This window comes from Halobellus sp. Atlit-38R, assembly GCF_003665925.1.
GTDB lineage: Archaea > Halobacteriota > Halobacteria > Halobacteriales > Haloferacaceae > Haloquadratum > Haloquadratum inordinatus.
In genome coordinates, this window is record NZ_QXIJ01000320.1 from 1 (window position 1) to 459 (window position 459).

General features: G+C 58.8%; 1 protein-coding gene. It reads left to right on the top strand.

What is annotated here, in order from left to right; all coding sequences use genetic code 11:
* Positions 1-186 precede the first annotated feature (186 nt).
* Positions 187-459 (top strand): winged helix-turn-helix transcriptional regulator (locus D3D02_RS19610; protein WP_199723232.1); only part of this gene is annotated, 273 nt, incomplete at its 3' end.

Below are 459 nucleotides of genomic sequence, written 5' to 3' on the forward strand. Positions count from 1 at the left end.
TGTGACTGGTGTCGCCTCTCGTCGTCGCTCGCTCTCTGGTCGTTCTCGTACGCTCGGCCTGCCTGCCCCTCCGGTCGCCGCTTGGCGTGGTTTGGTTCGCATAGGCCATTGTTTCCTCGCGCCGCTTGTTCCGTAAGGCGTTCCATAGGGAATATGATTTTGTAGGTGGCGTGTTTCGTGTTGGATATGGAGCAGTTGAACGAAACTCAGCGGGAAATTCTGTCGGCTCTCGACGAGCGTGGTGGGCGGGGAAATACATCTAATATCAAGAGATCGATAGGTGAGATGACGACCTCGAACCTCGGCAAACAGGCGCGGTCGCTGGCGGAGATGGGGCTGATTGAGAAGGTGGGTGAGGAGGACGTCGGCGCTCCGATTCCTGCGAACGTGTATGCGCTGACCGCCGAAGGTGAGCGCGTCGCTCGTGACCTCGACGACCAGACCGAAGTACGAGTTGGC